The organism is Haloarcula quadrata (assembly GCF_003634715.1).
In the GTDB taxonomy this organism is placed as follows: Archaea; Halobacteriota; Halobacteria; order Halobacteriales; family Haloarculaceae; genus Haloarcula; species Haloarcula marismortui.
The window spans coordinates 775819-794665 of the sequence record NZ_RBWW01000001.1; the positions used below are offsets into that span (position 1 = coordinate 775819).

At 63.6% G+C, this 18847-nt stretch carries 18 protein-coding genes, 3 tRNA genes and 1 pseudogene; 14 read left to right on the forward strand and 8 right to left on the reverse strand.

From position 1 onward, the window contains the following. Positions 1-37 precede the first annotated feature (37 nt). Positions 38-1144 carry a DUF7544 domain-containing protein gene (locus BDK61_RS04005; RefSeq protein ID WP_121302371.1) on the reverse strand — a complete coding sequence of 369 codons (1107 nt, stop codon included), beginning with the start codon at positions 1142-1144 and terminating at the stop codon, positions 38-40. 74 nt (positions 1145-1218) lie between these two features. After that, a complete protein-coding gene (locus BDK61_RS04010; protein ID WP_121302372.1) occupies positions 1219-1566 on the reverse strand; it encodes a dihydroneopterin aldolase family protein in 348 nt (115 codons plus the stop codon). Between the two features lie 74 nt (positions 1567-1640). On the opposite strand from BDK61_RS04010, the gene azf reads away from it, so the two are divergent. Then, on the forward strand, positions 1641-2414 hold the full coding sequence (gene azf, locus BDK61_RS04015) for an NAD-dependent glucose-6-phosphate dehydrogenase Azf (protein ID WP_004958965.1): 774 nt from the start codon (positions 1641-1643) through the stop codon (positions 2412-2414). Between the two features lie 24 nt (positions 2415-2438). Here the strand turns inward: azf and BDK61_RS04020 are convergent, their stop codons facing one another. Further along, a complete protein-coding gene (locus tag BDK61_RS04020) occupies positions 2439-3056 on the reverse strand; it encodes a DUF309 domain-containing protein (RefSeq protein WP_121302373.1) in 618 nt (205 codons plus the stop codon). A 343-nt stretch (positions 3057-3399) separates the two neighbouring features. Then, a tRNA-Arg gene (locus BDK61_RS04025) sits at positions 3400-3472 on the reverse strand. Positions 3473-3729: 257 nt separating this feature from the next. On the opposite strand from BDK61_RS04025, the gene BDK61_RS04030 reads away from it, so the two are divergent. From BDK61_RS04030 to BDK61_RS04045, 4 genes are all read left to right on the forward strand, one after another. Further along, on the forward strand, positions 3730-4077 hold the full coding sequence (locus BDK61_RS04030) for a hypothetical protein (protein WP_004958961.1): 348 nt from the start codon (positions 3730-3732) through the stop codon (positions 4075-4077). Between the two features lie 192 nt (positions 4078-4269). Next, positions 4270-5736 (forward strand): single-stranded DNA binding protein, encoded by a 1467-nt coding sequence (locus BDK61_RS04035; RefSeq protein ID WP_004958958.1) that lies wholly within the window; start codon positions 4270-4272, stop codon positions 5734-5736. Between the two features lie 55 nt (positions 5737-5791). Continuing rightward, positions 5792-6229: a histone gene (locus BDK61_RS04040; protein ID WP_004958956.1), complete on the forward strand. Its 438-nt coding sequence runs from the start codon at positions 5792-5794 to the stop codon at positions 6227-6229. Further along, positions 6230-7237, forward strand: a complete 1008-nt coding sequence (locus tag BDK61_RS04045) for a histone deacetylase family protein (RefSeq protein WP_007189364.1) — start codon at positions 6230-6232, stop codon at positions 7235-7237. Here BDK61_RS04045 and cca read toward each other — a convergent pair. Beyond that, on the reverse strand, positions 7216-8616 hold the full coding sequence (cca, locus tag BDK61_RS04050) for a CCA tRNA nucleotidyltransferase (RefSeq protein WP_121302374.1): 1401 nt from the start codon (positions 8614-8616) through the stop codon (positions 7216-7218). The two genes, BDK61_RS04045 and cca, sit on opposite strands and share 22 nt — an antisense overlap. A gap of 95 nt (positions 8617-8711) precedes the next feature. On the opposite strand from cca, the gene BDK61_RS04055 reads away from it, so the two are divergent. Both BDK61_RS04055 and BDK61_RS04060 read left to right on the forward strand, forming a co-directional pair. Then, positions 8712-8784 (forward strand) — tRNA-Asn (locus BDK61_RS04055). A gap of 181 nt (positions 8785-8965) precedes the next feature. Beyond that, positions 8966-9040: transfer RNA gene (locus tag BDK61_RS04060), tRNA-Ile, on the forward strand. An 89-nt stretch (positions 9041-9129) separates the two neighbouring features. On the opposite strand, the gene nikR is transcribed toward BDK61_RS04060, so the two are convergent. Further along, positions 9130-9540 carry a nickel-responsive transcriptional regulator NikR gene (nikR, locus tag BDK61_RS04065; protein ID WP_004958951.1) on the reverse strand — a complete coding sequence of 137 codons (411 nt, stop codon included), beginning with the start codon at positions 9538-9540 and terminating at the stop codon, positions 9130-9132. 120 nt (positions 9541-9660) lie between these two features. On the opposite strand from nikR, the gene BDK61_RS04070 reads away from it, so the two are divergent. The 4 genes and pseudogenes from BDK61_RS04070 to BDK61_RS04085 form a co-directional block, all read left to right on the forward strand. Then, positions 9661-10299, forward strand: a complete 639-nt coding sequence (locus BDK61_RS04070; protein WP_121302375.1) for an energy-coupling factor ABC transporter permease — start codon at positions 9661-9663, stop codon at positions 10297-10299. Further along, entirely contained in the window at positions 10299-10613 is a 315-nt protein-coding gene (locus tag BDK61_RS04075; RefSeq protein WP_121302376.1) for a PDGLE domain-containing protein, read from the forward strand. The genes BDK61_RS04070 and BDK61_RS04075 overlap by 1 nt, the downstream gene beginning before the upstream one ends. Positions 10614-10616: 3 nt before the next feature. Then, complete coding sequence (cbiQ, locus tag BDK61_RS04080) at positions 10617-11408, forward strand: cobalt ECF transporter T component CbiQ (protein ID WP_004958945.1); 792 nt, start codon at positions 10617-10619, stop codon at positions 11406-11408. Between the two features lie 47 nt (positions 11409-11455). Continuing rightward, a pseudogene (locus BDK61_RS04085) lies at positions 11456-12217 on the forward strand (energy-coupling factor ABC transporter ATP-binding protein); the annotation flags it as partial. Between the two features lie 41 nt (positions 12218-12258). On the opposite strand, the gene BDK61_RS04090 reads toward BDK61_RS04085, so the two are convergent. Then, entirely contained in the window at positions 12259-12786 is a 528-nt protein-coding gene (locus BDK61_RS04090; RefSeq protein WP_049919126.1) for a phosphopantetheine adenylyltransferase, read from the reverse strand. Positions 12787-12923: 137 nt separating this feature from the next. Here BDK61_RS04090 and BDK61_RS04095 point away from each other — a divergent pair, with 137 nt between their 5' ends. From BDK61_RS04095 to BDK61_RS04105, 3 genes are all read left to right on the forward strand, one after another. Continuing rightward, entirely contained in the window at positions 12924-13913 is a 990-nt protein-coding gene (locus tag BDK61_RS04095; RefSeq protein WP_121302378.1) for a VOC family protein, read from the forward strand. A gap of 82 nt (positions 13914-13995) precedes the next feature. Beyond that, positions 13996-14367: a hypothetical protein gene (locus tag BDK61_RS04100; protein WP_121302379.1), complete on the forward strand. Its 372-nt coding sequence runs from the start codon at positions 13996-13998 to the stop codon at positions 14365-14367. Between the two features lie 261 nt (positions 14368-14628). Then, a complete protein-coding gene (locus BDK61_RS04105; protein WP_121302380.1) occupies positions 14629-16389 on the forward strand; it encodes an alpha/beta hydrolase family protein in 1761 nt (586 codons plus the stop codon). A gap of 82 nt (positions 16390-16471) precedes the next feature. Here the strand turns inward: BDK61_RS04105 and BDK61_RS04110 are convergent, their stop codons facing one another. Then, positions 16472-18754, reverse strand: coding sequence for a nitric-oxide reductase large subunit (locus BDK61_RS04110; protein ID WP_121302381.1), 2283 nt, complete (start codon positions 18752-18754; stop codon positions 16472-16474). Between the last annotated feature and the right edge of the window lie 93 nt (positions 18755-18847).

Here is an 18847-nt window from a genome sequence, read left to right on the forward strand (position 1 = left end):
CCGACTGGTCAGTCCTGAAACCGAAAAGCCATTCTAGTTACTCGGCCCGGATGTCCGAGCGCACCTCTGGAATCGGGTCCATGTCGGCGTCGATGTCACCCAGCACGAGCATCGCGTAGTATCGCAGGAACGTCGTCAGCGGGACCTGAATGAGTGCACTGAGGACGATGAAAACCAGTCCGCCTAGCAGGCCAATAACGCCGGCTACAGCGATTCCGACAGTCCCCTGAATGACAAGATAGAGTGCGAACGCGCCGAGTCCGACCGGAATCCCAACGACGATGAGTGCGATGATGCCGAGAATCGCGCTGACGATACCGACACCAATCTGAAGGACGATAGAGAAAAACAGGTAAGCGAGGTACTGCTTGGGGTGGCGTTTGATTGAACCCCAGAGTCGCGACCAACCCGAGAGAACGCCGCCGTTGTCTGCCGTCATCAGCGGGACGACAAACACCGTGGTGAAGCCAAAGACGATGCCGTAGCTTATCGCGAGCACCGCGAACACAGCGATGAACAGTCCCGATAGCGCGAGGACGCTCGATGCCCCGACGTTTGCGGCCTCACCACCGAGCACGAGGAAGAACCCGGCTGCGCCGATTACGAGTGCGATGCCGAGCCAGATAATCCCGAGGACAAGTCGAAACAGGAACAGCCGTATGCCGTTCCCGACGTGCTCGCTGAAATATTGGCGGACGTGTATCTCGCGGTCGATGAGCGCCTGGGTCAACACGAACTCCATGAAGTTACTCAGGACACCATACGCGAGCGCTAGCAGAATGAACAGGCCGATAACGGCGAACACGAGGAGCCCAGCCCCGGCGAGTAGTTCGTCCGGCACACCGGACGGGACACCGGGTTCGGAGACTTGCAGAGCGAAGTCCCCCGGCAGGGACAGCATAGTTTCGAGTGGCGCGGTCAGCTGAAAGTCGCTTCCCGGACCGCTGGGGCCGCCCTGGCCGCCGTTCCCGCCGAAATCACCGAAGTTGCTGAACGACTGGACGTTGTTCAGTCCGACACCGCCGCCACCGATGAAGAACACGACGAACGCCATCCGCAGCCACGTCCATTTCTCGAACGGGAACAGAAACGACTTCGTCGCGTCAATTGCGTCGTCGATATCGTCGACTGCGTGGAGGGCCATGTCGGAAGTCTCACAGCCCGCTCTGGTAAAATTTTCGGGGCTGTGCCAGGGATTCAGGCCGCTCTCTGGCTATTTCATTCCTGCACTGCGTCGACCTGCATCAGCGGGTACCCGTCCTCCATCGCCATGCTCGTCTCGACCGTGACCCCCTCGTATTCGATGCGCATCTCGACGTCGATGAACCGCCCGGTCAGTTCCGTGTAGTCCGCCCCGCCCTCGGCGATAGCGCTTTCCAGCGCCTCCATGCGGACGCTGACGGTGACCGCCTCACAGAACGGCTGGTTCTCGATGGCCTCTTCCATTGCAGCTGTGAGCGAGTCGGCGCTATCCGGGCTGATTGGTGTCCCCGCGAACTGGTGATACAGCGAGCCGAACTTGACGCCCGCTTCGAAACACGCCTCCTGCGGAGCTGTGGGTTCCATACAATCGGTCCGGCTGGGCGACACAAAAGCGAACCGCAAGCTACCTATTGCGTGCGACGTATCGTCTCATACGAATGGACGACCCGGTTCTGCTCACCGGCGCTGGCGGCGCTGTCGGGGCGGCCATCCTCGAAGGACTCGAGGACGCCTACGAGTGGAAACTCATGTTCCACAGCCCACCCGCCGAGGAGCCCGACCACGAGTACCTCGTCGGGGACGTGTCCAGCGAGGGCGACGTGGCCGCGGCGATGGACGGCGTCGGCGCTGTCATCCATCTGGCCGGCGACCCCCGGCCGGAAGCCCCCTGGGACTCCGTCCTCGAAAACAACATTGACGGCACCCAGAAGATGTACGAGGCCGCTGTCGACGAGGGCGTCGAGAAGTTCGTCTTCGCGTCCTCGAACCACGCCGTCGGCTCCTTCGAAACGGACGAGCGCACACCCGAGATGTATCGCCCGGACGACCAGTACCGCCTTGACGGGACCGAGCTCCCCCGCCCCGGCAACCTCTACGGCGTCTCGAAAGCCACCGGCGAGGTGCTGGGCCGCTACTACCACGACGAGCACGGCCTCTCCGTCTGCAACATCCGTATCGGCAACCTCACGCGAGGCCACCCGCCGATAGACTACGAGCGCGGCCAGGCGATGTGGCTCTCCTACCGGGACTGCGCCCACATCCACGACTGCGCGCTGCAGGCCGACTACGAGTATGAAATCGTCTACGGCATCTCCGACAACGACCGCAAGTACTACTCCATCGAGCGCGCCAAGGACGTGCTTGGGTACGACCCACAGGACAACTCCGCGCACTTTGACGGCGAAGAACGCGTCGCCGAACCGGAACCGTAGCCGTCTCCTACTTACCGTCGCCCGCTATCCCGAGCCGTCGAACAGCCCACGGACGTCGTCGTCTTTCTGCTGCTCTAGTTCGACGTGGTCCCGAAGCCGCTGGTAAACGACGGGCCGCTGGTCGCGCTCGCGCACGAACGAGAACAGCATCCCGACGAACTGCGAGTTGCCGTTGCCTCCAAGTTCACTCCGGGCGCGGGCAACAGCGTCGGCGATGACCGCCCTGTCGTACCGGCCAGTCTCTGCCAGCACCTCGGCGGTGATGACCGTGGCGTCGAAATCCAGCGCGCCGTAGCCGATGGCTTCGCCGTCATGTGTCAGCGTCGGCGGGTCCGTCGCTGCGTGGTGGGGGTCAGCCGCTGTTGCCGCGAGGAACGACCGGACCTCGTCTAGCGCCACGCTGTGATACGGGTCGGGCAGGCCGTCGAGGTACTCCGCCGCGCTCTCGGCCAGTCCCTGCGCGCCCGACCAGTTCTCCTCGCTGGCGTGGTAGACGACCGCAGTGAACTGGATGAGGCCGTGCAGGAATCGTTCATCGTCGCCCGGATCGAGGTCCAGCCAGTACTCTTCCCACGCGTCATGTGCGGCGTGGTAGCGACCTTCGTTGTACACTGCGATGCCGGCACGGAGATGGTCGCGCACACAGCGAGTTGGATTCGCGGTCGGAAAACCGCATTGGCGTTTCGAACAGAGTTGTTGCTGTGGATTCTTCTCTTGTATCGGTCGGAGTGATCCACAGCACTGACCGCTCGCTACGCTCGCGGTGTTGTGCTGTAGAGAAACGTCCGGACGGAGTTCCACGCGAGCACCGTGAGCGTGGAGCACGTCCGGTGGTAAACAAAGTGAATGTCCGGACGGAGATTTGAACAGGTGACAGACGGTCCTTCCCTCCAGTTACGCTGCGACTATCGTGTTCAAGTCTCCGCACAGAGCTTCGCCAACGCAGTCGCCCTGGCTGTCGCTCGGCGGTTTGTGTCGGCAGAAACGTCCGGACGGAGATTTGAACTCCGGTCCCTGGCTCCGCAAGCCAAGAGGATAGTCCACTACCCTATCCGGACTCATATCGAGAGAGGGTGGTGCACCTAAAAAGGGTGACGATTCGCGTACCGTCACGCGACTGGTAGGCACACTTCGCTACAACGCTGGCTTGAACAACCGGGAGTCCCATTCAACGACCATATATTAGGGCGAATATGAAGCGCCACCAACTCCTGCAATACGGTGGTCTCGGTTGTTCGATAGCGCTTGCTGGCTGCTTCGGCGGTGCGTCCGGTAGCGGGGAAACATCCACGGAGGGTGCGTGTGAATCCCAAGTGTGAACGAGACGACATTCAGTATTATCAGGCGACAGTCCGGCGCACAGACAAGTTCGGCGACGGTGGCTTTCGACGGGGATCAGGTCGTCGTTGACGGGACTATCTGGGGGTCTAACGGGTGCAAAACGGCCGACCTGACAGACATCTCGTATGATACGAGTGCCGATGAACTGAGCCTCAGCGTTGGGACGACAGAGATGCCAGATGCCGGCGATATGTGTCCGCAAGCCATTATGGAAATCAACTACCGGGCTACGGTGACGTTCGAGAACGGGCTCCCTGGTACGGTGTCTGTCTCCCACGACAGTGGCGACGGCCTGAACCCTGTGACAACAGCGACACCCTAACGGCTACCTGCGCCGCTCTCACCGTGGTGGAATGTGAGTGTCTGCTGTCGAGCCAGCGGACGAGAGTTTATATCCCATCCCGTGACCACTTTCGAGTCATGGACGAGATACGACCGAAATCGACCGACAACGGCCGCTCGCTCGCCCAACGACAACGCTTAAGCGCGCCCCAGCCCAGCGTCCCATAGATAGATGGGTGCGATAGAGGACATTTACGAGGACCTAGAGACGGACGTCCCCGAGGAGGAGTTCCGCGAGGCCGTCGAGGAGAAGGTCGAGCAGATGGGAGGGCTCGCCGACGAGGAGACGGCCGCGATGCTGTTGGCCCACGAACTCAACGAGAATGAGGTCAACGCCATCGCCGATATCGAACCTGGGATGGACGAGGTCAAATTCCTCGCCAAGGTGATGGCCATCGGCGACCTGAAAACCTTCGAACGCGACGACGAGGACGAAGACGGCCGGGTCATCAACGTCGAGGCCGCCGACGAGAGCGGCAGCCTCAGGCTCGCTTTTTGGGACGGACAGGCCGTCGACATCGACGAGGGGCAACTGGAGGTCGGCGACGTGCTCCGGGTCAAGGGCCGGCCGAAGGACGGCTACAACGGGCTTGAGGTGTCCGTCGACAAGGCAGAGCCGGACGAGGACGCCACAATCGACGTGGAGCCGGGCGCTGGCTCGTCCATCGACGCGCTGACGATGGGACAGTCCGACGTGACGCTGCGCGGGCTCGTGCTTGATACCGATTCGATTCGGACGTTTGACCGCGACGACGGTAGCGAGGGCCGCGTCTCGAACCTCACACTTGGCGACGAGACGGGGCGCATCCGGGTGACGCTGTGGGACGACCGAGCCGACCGCGCCGACGAACTCGATGCGGGCGCGGCCGTCGAAATAATTGACGGCTACGTTCGGGAGCGGGACGGCTCGCTTGAACTCCACGTCGGCGACCAGGGGGCCGTCGACGAAGTGGAAGACGACGTGGCCTTTGAGCCCGACGCCGACCCAATCGCAGAGGTCGAACTCGAAGAGACGGCCGATATTGCTGGCGTCGTGCGCTCGGCCGACCCCAAGCGGACGTTCGACCGCGACGACGGCAGCGAGGGGCAAGTCCGGAACGTCCGCATTCAGGACGCCACCGGCGACATCCGCGTGGCGCTGTGGGGCGACAAGGCGGACAAGGACATTGCACCGGGGGACGAGGTGCTCGCGGCCGATGTCGAAATTCAGGACGGCTGGCAGGACGACAAGGAGGCCTCGGCGAGCTGGAACTCCACGATTGTCGTGCTTGATGACGGTGCGGATCTGGCGACTGGTGGCGCAGGCGGGGGAGCCAGCGCCGAGACGACCGATGCCGAACACGCTGGCCTGTCCTCCTTCGGCGACGAAGGGGACGACACTGACGCTGATAGCAGCGGCAACGAGGCGGCCGCTGTCAGCGCCGGCACCGGCGACACGTCACCGGACGGTGGCGCACAGAGTGCCGGCCAGCAGGTTGAGTTCACCGGCACCGTCGTCCAGACTGGCGACCCCGTCGTTCTCGACGACGGTGAGCAGACGATGAGCGTCGAAACCGGCGAGCGCGTGCAGTTAGGGCAGGAAATAACTGTCCGTGGGGAACTCCGTGACGACCGGCTTCACGCTGAGGACGTGTTCTGAGTCGCCGAGCGACGCTACGGAAACTCTTAAGACCGCAACACTCCCGGGTTTGGGTATGAGTGTCGAGCTACCGTTCGCACCGGTGGATGCGGTCATTCGGCGGAACGCGGGCGGGCTCCGGGTGAGTGCCGACGCTGCGGAGGAACTGGCTCGTCGAATACAGGACCACGGCGCGTCGCTTGCCGTCACGGCAGCCACGGAGGCCACCACGGACGGGCGAAAGACGCTGATGCCGGCCGACTTCGGCATCGAGCAGGTCCCCGAAAAGGACGGCCTTGAACTCCCCGTCGCGCCGGTCGACCGCATCGCACGGCTCGACATCGACGACGACTACCGCGTCGCCATGGATGCTCGCGTCGCGCTCGCGTCTCTCCTCGAAACGTACGCCGACGAAACGGCCGCCGCGGCCGCCGCGTTGGCTCGTCATGCTGACCGCCGGACGATCAAGGCAGCTGACGTTGAAACGTACTTCGAACTCGAACAGTACTACTGAATGAACTTCGGCTACCGCGAGGTCTGTCTGGACCACGACACCGGGCCGCGACATCCGGAGAGTCCCGACAGACTTCGAGCGATACGGCGCGCGCTCAAGGAAAATCACGGTGTCGAGTACGTCGCCGCTGACGACGCAGACCTCGACCTCGTCCGTGCGGTTCATGACACCGACTACATCGCGGAGTTCCGCGAGTTCTGCGACGACGGTGGCGGAAACTGGGATGCCGACACCGTCGCGGTCGAGGAGACGTGGGACGCCGCACTCGCGTCAGCCGGCCTCGCTGTCTGGGCAGCAGAAGCCGCGCTTGACGGCAATACCGGCCGTGACACGCCGTTCTCCTTGGGCCGACCACCCGGTCATCACGCAGTGGGCGACGACGCGATGGGGTTCTGTTTCATCAACAACGCGGCCGTCGCGGCACAGGCGGCCCTCGAAGCCGACGCCGACCGCGTCGCCATCTTCGACTGGGACGTTCATCACGGGAACGGCACGCAGGACATTTTCTACGACCGCTCGGACGTGTTCTACGCCTCGATACACGAAGACGGGCTCTACCCCGGTACCGGTGATATCTCGGAGACTGGCACGGGCGACGCCGACGGCACGAATCTCAACGTGAAGTACAAGCCCGGTGCTGATACTGCCGACTACCTCGCCGCAATCGACGAGTGCATCGCGCCGGCGATCAGGGACTACGATCCCGACCTGCTGCTCATCAGCGCCGGCTTCGACGCGCACGAACACGACCCGATTTCACGGATGCGCGTCTCTACGGAGGGGTACGGCGCAATGACTGACCGGATGCGCTCGCTCACAGACGCCTGTGACGCTGCACTGGGAATCATCCTCGAAGGCGGATACGGACTTGACACGCTCTCGGATTCGGTTACAACCGTTCACGAGGTCTTCGACGGCTACCAGCCGATGGAGCCCGACGACGATGTCAGCGACGACGCCCGCGATGTTCTCGATGACCTCGCCGATCAGGGCTTCGGATCGAAGTAGCTCGCCAGATCGACACCGAAGCCGTCGGCAAGCGCTGCGATATCTGTACCGACCAGTACCTCGTACCCGTTCTCCAGCGCCGACTCGATCCGCTGTCCCAGCCCAACGTCGTAGACGGCAGCACTCGACAGGAACCCAGTCGCTGTGGTAAACGTTCGCTGCCGTTCGACAACGTATCGGTCGCCGTCGATGAAGGGGCCGGCCACCTCGGAGTTGTCGTCGTACTTCTGGAAGAACCCGCTCGCGTGCTCGCGGACGTGCACTGGTGGCCCCTCGTGACGCTCAACAGCCGGCTGCTCGGCGACAGCGAACTCAAGCAGCAGGACGGCGTCTCGTCCCCGGGTTTCGGTGTCCAGCGTTTCCGGCTCACCGCTGTCGTCCTCAACGAATGCGGCCGACCGCAGGACTTCAAACCCGCGTCGGTCGAGTTCGCTGCAGAGCCCGTCGAGGGACTTCCGGAGCTGTGGCCAGAGCTGGTCATCGACGACATCCGGGGCCGCGAAGCGAAGCGCGACCGGCGTGGTGCCCCGCTGTGATACCGCGGCTTCAACGTCCGCTGCTTCGAACGGGCACGGGTCGTCTTCGGTGAACAGCGACACCCGCGGCTCGGCGAGGAGGTCCCGGGCGTAGTGCTGGAGTGTGGCGACGTTCGTTTCGGACAACACTGCCGCGACGTTGCGCTCCGGGTCCGTCGGGTCGATGACGACCAGCGGGTCGTCGAACGTCTCGCTCCCGTGGTCGTCCGGGTCCAGTCGAACTGGCGGGTGCCAGTCCGCGACCGCTTCGAGGAACGCTCGGAAGCCACCGAACTCAAGCACCAGTAATTCCGTTAGATAGCCTGAGAACCCGCGTGTCCGGAGGTCGCTCCCGTAGACGCCGATCCCCTTCAGGAACTGCTTTGCCACCCGCACCTCTGCCGCGCTGTTGTCGTCCAGTCGCTCCTGCAAGTATCTGGTGTGAAACGGCGTCCGGTCCACCGCGGACTGGATTTCTGTGGCGTCCTCGACCGCATAACAGGGCACCAGATCCACGGCGTACCCCTCGCGCTCGCCGACGACGTAGGGGTGTTCGGCGTACTCCTCACGCCCATCGGGCAGGACATCGTGCCCGACAGCCAGTCCGTACTCCTCCAGCGTTTCGCGGTCGATAGACGGCGGAAAACAGACGAACACGTCCACGTCTCGGTCACCGGCGGTCCACGTCCCTCGCGCCGTCGAGCCGACCTGCACCACTTCCGCCTCAACTGGAAGGTCAGCGATAGCTGCTTCGGCGTCAGCCATCACCGCGTCGGCGACCCGCTGTAACTGCGCTCGTTCGTCGTCGGTCGGCGAGGCCCGTGCTCGCACCTTCCCGACGACGGCGTCGAACTCATCGCTCATACCGCCGCTTGCGCACAAGTGCGTGAAAGCGTGTCGATGCCGACTGGAAACGAAAGCCCTAATTACCAACTCTGGCAATGATTGAATGCGTTCGCGCCGCCGTAGCTCAGTTGGTAGAGCACCTGGTTGTTACCCAGGTTGTCCCAGGTTCGAGCCCTGGCGGTGGCGTCGTTCTTTCACTCACAAACCGACGAGCGCTGCGACTCCGTCACTGCGGCTTTCAGGGCCGCTGGACGGTGAGATATGCAGCCGATGCACGAAACTCTCTGTATCGACCCACCTGTCTCTCCGAACCCTACCACTCCAACCCGACAGGCTAAAGATGCGGACTCATCAACACCATTCTGAAGGGCCCTTAGCTTAGTCTGGTTAAAGCGATCGGCTCATAACCGATTGAGCGCTGGTTCAAATCCGGCAGGGCCCATTTCTGCTGTCTCAAAACTTGTAATATGGCTATCTGCTGGACTGAATAGCGTTATTGCTTCGGGCCCGCCTCCGCTCACCGTCCGCTGCTCACTCGTCGACAACGACGACCTTGACCTGTTGGACGCCACCAATTGCCCGGAGTCGGTTGGCCAACTCGGTGATTGTGCCACCCGCGCCCTCAACGACCAGCGTCTCCATACAGGTATCGTGGGAGAGATGAATGTGCTGGACAGAGGTGATGATGTCGGCCATGTCGTGTTGGACTGTCTGGAGTTCGTCAGCGATGCCTGAGACGTGGTGGTCGTGGACAATGACAATGGTCCCATGGTGGTGTTGCTCGTCACCGGACTCCCACTCGTAGGTCGCAAAGAAGTCACGCAGCGAGTCGCGTATCGCCTCCGACCGACTCGCGTATTCCCACTCGTCGACGATGCCGTCGAGCCGGTCGACCATCGACGATGGAAGTGTCAGACTTATCCGGTCGAGATCGTCACTCATGTGTGTCGATAGGGCGGGGCCCGCATATGGATATCCGGGCTTCGGTAATACTCACCCGCCGGCAGTAATACTGCCCGATGAAAAAGTATTATTACCGCGCCGGGACCAGACTTGGGTAGCATGCATATTCCCGATGGATATATCGATCTCCCGCTTGCACTGCTGTTCGGTGCGCTTGCGGTCGTCGTTTTGAGCGTCGCTGCAAAACGCGTCAACGGTGAGATATCCGACGCGCGCGCACCGTTGCTCGGCGTCGTTGCGGCGAGCATCTTTGCTGCACAGATGCTCGACTGGCCCATTCCGGGCGGGACCAGCGCCCACTTCGTCGGCGGCGCGTTCGCGGCGATTCTCCTCGGCCCGCATCTGGGCGCGCTCTGTGTCGCGACCGTCGTCACGATTCAGGCGCTCGTCTTCGGTGACGGCGGGCTCGTGGTGCTTGGCGCGAACGTGTTCAACATGGCTGTCGTCGAGGTGTACGTCGGCTACGCCATCTATCGCCTGCTTGTCCCCTACGGTGAGTTCCGGGCCGCCTTCGCTGCGGGGTGGCTGGGAATCACGGCCGGTGCACTGACCGCCGCGTTCCAGCTTGGCCTCTCCTCGGCGTTCCAGTACCAGTTGCTGACAACGCTGTCGATAATGGGCGTCGGGCATCTCGTGCTCGGGCTGATTGAGGGGGCCATCACCGCCTCGGTCTACCGCTACCTCGCTCGCGCTCGCCCCGACCTCCGGCCGAACGCCGCTTCAGAGGTGAGCGCGTGATGGCTCGGAACCGCCTCGACTGGCTGCCTCGTGCCCTCACCGCGTTGCTGGTCCTGACATTGCTCGCGCCGGTGTTCGGGTGGGCAGCCGGGCAGGTCGGCTACGCCGAGCCCCTTGAGAACGCCGCCGAGACGACAGGTGCGACAGAACACGCCACCGCCGTCGGTACCGCCCTGTTCCCCGACTACGGTGTCCCCGGACTCGGCGGCGCGACCGGGACGTTCGTGTCGGCTGTCGTCGGAACGGCACTGACGCTCCTCCTCGGTGCTGGCATCGGTCGTCTGCTCGGGGCGGATACCGACCAGCGGCAGTAGCTGATGTCCGGTAGAGACCTGCTTGACCGGACCGTCGCGGCTATCGCGGCCAGCGCTCAGTGGTTCCTGCTCGCGGAGGACCTCCCGGACCGGGACGGGTTTCTTCAGGCCGTTACGCCGACGGTCAAGCTCGTCGGCATCGCAACGCTTGTCGCCCTGACCGTGACACAGCGGGCGCTGGCAGTCGTCAGCGCGCTCGCGCTTGTTGCCACGGTGCTCGCGGCGCTGTCGCGGGTCCCCGTTCGGACCTTTCTGGGTCGCCTGACTGGCCCGCCGGCCTTCGCGCTCGTGGTCGTCGCGCCGCAAGCGTTCTTGATGGGTGGCCCCTCGCTGGGGTCGCTCCCGCTCTCGGCCGCTGGCGTCGACTACGTCCTCACGTTCGCCGTCCGCGTAACCGCGTGTGTCGGTTTCCTGTCCGTGCTGCTGTTGACGACCCGCTTCGCCGACCTGCTGGCGGCGTTTCGCCGGCTCCGAGCGCCGCCCATTGCCGTCTCACTGCTCGGAATCACGTACCGCTATTTGCTCCTCTTTTTCGCGGAACTCGAACGTATGGTCCGGGCCCGCCGGAGCCGAACCATTGCTGAGCCGAGTCTTCGCCGGAACTGGCGCGATTCGGGACACTTCGTTGGCTCGTTTCTCGTCCGGAGCTTGGAACGCGGCGAGCGGGTCCAGCGGGCCGCTCGTGCCCGTGGCGGGACTGGCTCGACACCGGCACAGCCCCGGGAACCGCTCGGGCGGGCCGATTTCGCCTTCGGATTGGTCGTCGCACTCGCCGTCGTGGTGGTGGTCGCGTGACTGCCATCGAGGCGACTGCCCTCCGGTACGCCTACCCCGACGAAACGCTGGCCGTCGACGGCGTCGACGTGTCCATCGAGCGCGGCGATCGCGTTGCACTGCTCGGCCCGAACGGGGCTGGCAAGTCGACCCTGCTGGAACTGCTGGGTGGGTTAGTCGACCCCGACGGCGGGCAGGTACGGTACTTTGGGGCGACGACCGACGCCGATACCGTCCGTAGTCGGCTGAGCGTCCTCACGCAGAACCCCGCGGACTACCTGTTCAATCCGACCGTCCGCGAGGACCTCGCCTATGGGCCGGCACAACTCGACTGCGACCGCGCGGAAGTCGACCGCCGCGTCGAGCGAGTCGCGGACCGGCTTGACCTCGATGGCCTCCTGTCGAAGCCGCCGTTCCGACTCAGCGGCGGCGAGCAGCGTCGAGCCGCCCTCGCCAGCGCGCTCACCGTCGAGCCCGACGTACTGCTGCTCGATGAGCCGGTGAGCAACGTCGATGCCGCGAACCGGGAAACGATTCTTGACCTGCTCGATGAACTCGCGGCCGATGGCGTCACGCTTGTCGTCTCAACGCCGGACACCGAACTCGTCCCACACGTCGCAGACCGGGTGCTGTTGCTCGACGATACTGGCACGATTGCTGCGAGGGGGACGACCCGACGTATCCTGACCGACACTGACCTGCTGCGGGACTGTGACCTGCGCCCGCCGCAGGTCGTCAGACTGTTCGAGCGTCGAACAGTAGACGTGCCGCTGACTGTCGATAGTGCCGCCGAACGGCTGGATGCGGCTGGGTTAGATACCAGAGAGTGACGGCATAGCGCGTGGAGACACTGGAGCCTATCAGCTGGATCTCATTCCGACGCGTCAAGCAAGCGGCCGTGCACGTCGATTTCGCCGTTCCGAATCCGAGTACTGCTGATTCGTGTGCCGTCTTCGGCGACGACGAACGGCGGCGTGTGGATTTCCAGCGGGTGGAGCCCCGACTCCCGCCGCTGCTGATTGAGTTCGTAGGCGCGGCGCTGTGCCTTTGCCTCCGGCGAAGCGACGAGCGCATCCACGTCCGCCCGTGTCGCGGCCGGTCCCTGCGTGTCGTCTAACCGGACAATCTCATACGTGGCGGTGTATGGCTCACCTAGCTGGTCTAGCTCAGAAGCGAGCGCGCTCCGACGGTCATCGTACGCACCCAGCTGCTTGACGTGTGTTGGGTCGCTACGCGTCTCTGTGGCCAGTTCGGGGCTCGTCAGACCGACGATGACGTGGCCGTCGCCACTCCCGTCGTGGCTTGCGGTCTGAAACGCTTTGTGTAGGAGCGCCCGGTGGCCGTTGTGAATCGGTGTGAAGGTCCCGCCGAGAATCGCTGTCCGGTCCGCGTCTGCCATACGCGAATGTCCCACCAGCATCATATATAGCTGCTGTCCGTCGTATGACTCGTCAGCGCCAACTGCTTCCATCGACTGTAACCCGGTAACACTCGCGTCAGCAGTCACTCAAGTAGTTCCGGCACGTATTGATGCTAATGACCGAAGTCACCCCCACACCGGGTATCCACCACGTCACATGCATCGCGAGCGACCCGCAACAGAACATGGACTTTTGGGCCGAAACGCTTGGACTCAGGCTCGTCAAGCGCTCGATCAATCAGGACGACCCCAGTACGTATCACTTCTTCTTTGCCGACGCTGAGGGGAACCCGGGAACGAGCATGACGTTTTTTCCGTGGGAGGACCACGCACAGGGGAAGGTCGGCTCCGGACAGGTCTCACGCACCGCGTTCCGCGTTCCCGAAGGGAGTCTCGATTACTGGGAGGGCCGCTTTGACGAGTACGGCGTCGACTACGACGACCGCGTCGAGCGGTTCGGCGAGACCGTCCTCCCGTTTCGCGACCCCGACCGGCTCCCGGTCGAACTAGTCGAAGTCGAGATTCCCGACGACGACCCGACCGAGCCATGGACGGAGGTCGTCCCAGAAGACGCCGCCATCCGCGGCTTCCACTCCGTGACGCTCTGGCTCGCTGACCCCGAACCTACGGAAGACCTGCTCCAGAAGATGGGTCTGGACGAAGTCGGCACCGAGCAGGCACAGGGCGACACGCCCGGCGACGAGCGAACCCGCTTCGCCGCGACGGGGTCCGTTGGGAAGTACGTCGACGTGTTGCCGACTATCGAGGGCGGCCGGCAGGGCCACGGCACGGTCCATCACGTCGCCTTCCAGACGCCAACCGACGAGGACCAGCAGTCGATGCGCGAGGCCGTCCGCGGTGCGGGACTGCGCCCCACCTCACAGATCGACCGCCACTGGTTCCGGTCGGTCTACTTCCGGGAGTTCGGCGGCATCCTGTTCGAACTCGCCACGAGCGGCCCCGGCTACGACAGCGACGAACCGCTTGACGACCTCGGCGGCCGACTGGTGCTGCCCGGGAAGTTCGAGGACCGCCGCGAGGAAATCGAAGCAGGGCTCACAGACGTGACGATTCCCCGGCCAGCGCCGGCCGAAGCCGACGACTAACGCCAGCGAAACGACCGGTATACGCCTCCTTCTTCCTGTTAGTCTGTGAGTAAATATGCGTGCCCGGGGCGACCAGTTGCACATGTCCACTGACGGGCAGGAGTACGTTATCGCGCCGTGGGGGGAGAGTGGGTGTGAGACGACCGTCGTCACGGTTGATCTTCCGTCGCGGGACCTTGCCGCCCAACTCGAAGTACCGACAAGCGTGCTAGACCGCATGGCACAGCTCGGTGACGAACACGATATCCCGGTCACACAGGCGCTCGGGGAGCGGCTGGAAATCAACCGAGCGCGGGTGTCGCTCTGTGCCGCGAAGTCGGTTGACGACGTGGCCGCCGTCCAGCAACATCTCACGGACGCCCGCGAGTACCTCTCCGGCGTCGAGACGCTCGATACAGCCGACCTCGAAGCCGACATCGAACACCTCTGGACGAACGAACTCGGGAGCGCGTAACCACGTTGGTGAAGCCAACAGTGGCGACGAGAGTTGCTATTTGTATGCACAGACACCTTGGAAAGTAGTTTATTGGCAACGCCAGATAGACGATAACGAACCGGGGAATCGGTGACTGGATAACACGAATGGCAGCATCACACCCCCAAATAAACGGGTAAAAACACTCTTGGCGTGTCCGTTTCCAATTCTTTACCGATAGCCGCGAGTTTACAGCAAGTTTAATTCCCTGAGTTTCTCACCTGCGTTCGTGGTATTATCATGAACGATGATAGACAACTGTGGCTCGTGGCTGCAGTGTCGCTACTCCTGATATTCGGTGGGAGCGGGCTCGCATGGACAGTACAAACAGACGCCGGATCCGTGGAAGTCCGCGATGTGCGGTTCTCCGGGACCAACGGAACGATGATGAGCGGGACGCTGTACATCCCTGAGGAGGCGAGCAGCGCCAGCCCACAACCCGGAGTACTGGCCGTCCACGGCTACATCAACTCGAAGGAGACGCAGTCGCCGTTCGCTATCGAGTACGCGAGACGGGGCTTCGTCGTCCTCGCTATCGACCAGACGGGCCATGGCTACTCGGACCCGCCGGCGTTCCAGAACGGCTATGGCGGCCCCGATAGCCTCGAATACCTCCGGTCGCTGGACTACGTTGACAACGAAAACATCGGGCTCGAAGGGCACTCGATGGGCGGCTGGACCGTCGTCACGGCGGCCGCGGCGCATCCGGACGGGTACGAATCGATGGTCATCGAGGGCTCCTCGACGGGGTCGAACCGTGCCCCCGAAGGCACCGATTCGTTCCCACGGAACCTCGCCGTCGTGTTCAGCGAGTACGACGAGTTCTCCCCGTTGATGTGGGGGACAGCGAGTGCGTCCGACGTTGAGCAGAGCGACAAACTCCAGACGGTGTTCGGCACGGACAGCGCCGTCGAGGAGGGGCGTACTTACGGCAGTGTCGAGGATGGGACCGCAAGGCGGCTGTACACGCCGGCGACGACCCATCCCGGCGATCACTTCTCGACCGCAGCCATCGGCGCGTCCATCGAGTGGCTCCAGCTAACGCTCGAGGGCGAGGACGAGTTGGACCCCGGAAACCAGGTCTGGTACTGGAAATCGCTGGGGACTTTTATTGCCCTCCTCGGTGGCGTGCTGTCGCTGTTCCCGGCGGGCGGTCTGCTCATCGAGCGGGCATCGACTGACAGACTCCGACGAGAGTACCCTGACGGGAAGGGGATGACCGGCGCGAAACGCTACGGGGCATCGCTGCTCGCCGCGGCAATTCCGATTGTGACTTACTTCCCGCTGCAAGACGCCGCACCGGCGATTATCGGCCTCAGTTGGCTGTTCCCACAGCAGATCAACAACGGCGTGATCGTCTGGGCGCTGGGGAACGCGGCCATCACGGCGGTGCTGTTCGCGGTGTGGCACTACACCACTAATGCGGACGACGCGTCGGTGTCGCTGGCGAACTACGGCCTCGATACGGGCGACGGCGCGCGGACGGTCGGCGTCTCGGTCCTGGCCGGCGTCGCTACCGTCGCCGTGCTGTACCTGCTGGAAGCCGTCGTGGCGTTCCTGTTCCAGACGGATTTCCGTATCTGGGTGTTCGCCATCAAACTCCTGTCCCCGGCGCAGTTCCGGATCAGTTTCTCGTACCTCCTGCCGCTGTTTGCCTTCTTCGTCGTCCTGGGGGCGCTCCTGCACGGCCAACTCCGTCCCGAGGGCGAATCCCGGTCGCTCCGCCGTGCGATGGCGACGAACTGGCTCATCGTCGTCGGTGGGTTCGTCGTGCTACTGGCGGTTCAGTACGTCCCACTGCTGTCCGGGCAGCCGCTTCCGCTGGGCCACCCGCTGTTGACAATCCTGGCGCTCCAGTTTGTCGCCCTGCTCAGCATCGTGGCCTTCGTTAGCACCTACTTCTTTAGAAAGATGGGTCGGGTCTGGGTCGGCGCGACGATCAACGCCGTCCTCGTGACGTGGGTCATCGTCGCCGGGACGGCCACGCAGTTCCCCGTCTAGACCCGGCGTTCACTTCCCTATTCGCTCTCGGTGACGGTCGTGCTCCGACTGTGAGGACGCACAGCCGAAAACCGGCGGTGACTCAGTCGTCGCTCATGACGCCCTCCGCGACGGCCATGTCCTCGACCGTGGGGTCGTCCTCGGACGCCCGGAGGACGAATCGCTTGCGGATCAGATCGGCCGCGTAGATGGCCGTCCCGAGGATGATGAGCGTGTCACCGGGGAGCCTCGCCCAGAACAGCGTCTGGACGAGCGGCTGGTTGTAGAACGCCACGCTCCGGGCCGCGGCGTAACTGCCGGTGAACGCCGCCTCCAGCTGGAGGAAGCCCACGGGCAGGACGGAGACGAACACCATCAGGGCCAGGCCGACGTTCCAGCACCAGAACGCCGCCCGGAGCCAGGAGCCGTCCCAGCGACCGGGTTCGATGGCGAGCTGGAGCATGTAGGTGACCATCCCCAGCGCGAGGAAGCCGAACGCCCCGAACATCGCGGCGTGGGCGTGGCCGACCGTGAGGTAGGTGCCGTGCTCGTAGTAGTTGATCAGCGGGAGGTTGATGAAGAACCCGAGCACGCCGGCCCCGACGAAGTTCCAGACGCCGCTGGCAATGATGAACATGAACGGGAGCTTGTAGGGGAACCCACCGGTTTCCGACATCGCCCGGTACTGGCCCAGCGCCTCGTAGAGGATGAACACCAGCGGGAGCAGCTCTAGCGTCGAGAACACGCTCCCGATGGGGACCCACATGTCGGGCATGCCGACCCACCAGTAGTGGTGAGAGACGCCGATGACGCCCGTGCTCATCACCAGCAAGGCCTGGAGCATGACCGCCTTCTCGGCGCTGCGGCGGCTCAGCAGGTTCATCGACACCAGCGTCAGCCCGATGATGGCGACGATGAAGAACTCGAAGGCCCCTTCGACCCACATGTGGACGACCCACCAGCGCCAGAACTCCGTGACGGCGATGTTGGTCTCGGGGGTGAAGAAGAACCCGGCGGTGAACAGCAGGGCAATCGAGCCGCCGGCGTACAGGATCATGTGCGCGAGGCCGAACACCGGCTCGCGGTCCAGCAGCGGCTTCAGGCCCCGAATCGAGAGGACGGCCCACAGCCCGAAGCCGACGAGCAGTCCAACCTGCCAGACCTTCCCGACCTCGAGGTACTCTAGCCCTTCGTTGCCGAACAGCCACCAGAGGTCACCGAAGTAGCCATGGGAGCCGAGCCAGATGCCGCCGAGGCCGCCGACGGTGACGACGACGATAGCCCCGAGCAGGATGTCGATGTACGTCGACTGGCGTTTGGGCTCGTGGCCGGTCAGCAGCGGCGGGAGGAACAGTCCCGCACCGAGCCACGTCGCGGCGATCCAGAGAATGCCGAGGTCGATGTGCCAGGTCTTCGCCATGGCAAAGGGCAGTAGCTGGAGGATGTGGACGCCGAAGATCTCCTCGATGCCGAAGAACCCGGCCCGTTCGATGTAGAAGTGCGCGAGCAACCCGCCGAGCAACACCTGTGCGAGGAACAACCCGGCGGCGACCGGGATGAACCGCAATGCGGCCCGCTGGCTGGGGAAGATGCTCACGTCCCCCGGTTCGGGAACCGAGAGGTCGCCGGCGGACGGTTCCGGGAGGCTGACGGACTGGTACAGCCAGATGCCGCCACCGGCGGCGGCGACGAGCAGGACCATCGCGATGACGCTCCAGGTCATCGCCGCGCCGGTCGCGTCGTTCCCGGCGGCTGGCTCGTAGGGCCAGTCGTTCGTGTAGGAGTGTTCGCCGCCTGGGCGGTCGGTGTGGGAGAACCACGCCGTCCACATGGCGAAGTCGGCGAATTGCCGGGCGTCGGCTTCGGAGTCGATCATCCCCTCGGGAACGCCCCGTTCGTGGCTCCCCTCGTGGTACCGCTCAACGTACTCCTGACGGACCTGCTGGTGGGCGTACAACTCCGCGGCGGAGTACTCGATGTTTCCGCCCTCATACTCTCCACTGAGGTCCTGTTTCACGTCGTCATTGACGGCGGCCTGTTCAGCCGTCGACAGCGATTCGTACTCGGTCCCGTAGCGCTCCTCGGCGTAGTACGTCCGCATATGCTGGGTTTTCAACTCCAGCGAGTCAGCGGTGTAGTCCGCACCGTAGTACGCGCCGTTCCCGAGAATCGACCCGTGGTTCATCAGCCCGTTTTTCTGGAACGCCTTCTTCCCGTCGCGGATGTCCTCACCCGTGACGAGTGTCTCGCCGTCGGGTCCGACAACCTGCTCCGGGATGGGTGGCGCTTCCTGATACGCGATCCACGCGCCGGCCCCCATGACGATGAGGTTGAAGACGAACGCGGCGGCGATCACCTTCGCGATTGTTTTGCGTTTGAGCTTCATGTTGTTGGACCTCCAAGACCCCAAAATAAGAAGGGAAGAAGACGTTCTCAGTCGCTGGCGACGGGAGGGAACATGTTCGCCCTGATAGGGACT